Consider the following 270-nt stretch of genomic DNA (forward strand, 5'->3'; position numbering starts at 1 on the left):
GTGCGACGCAGAAGGCGATCAACGATGAGCTGACCAACGAGGACAGCGACATCGCGGGCAACAAGGGCAAGTTCGTCGAGTTCATCACGAACAAGCTCGAAAAAGAGATGGACATCACGAAGCCTCGCGACCGCGAACGTCTGGCGAAGGCTGCCGGTGACTACTGGCAGTACAAGCGCGAGGGCGTCAACGGCGACGCGTTGGTCGATGCGCTCATCAAGAAGAGTGGCTTGCTCGGTCTTCTGCAATATCTTGGCGTGAAGCAGGGCG

General features: G+C 58.5%; 1 protein-coding gene. It reads left to right on the forward strand.

What is annotated here, in order from left to right:
* Nucleotides 1-270 (forward strand): hypothetical protein (locus ACX6XY_RS30315; RefSeq protein ID WP_460337906.1); only part of this gene is annotated, 270 nt, incomplete at both ends.

The organism is Streptomyces sp. O3 (genome assembly GCF_054788135.1).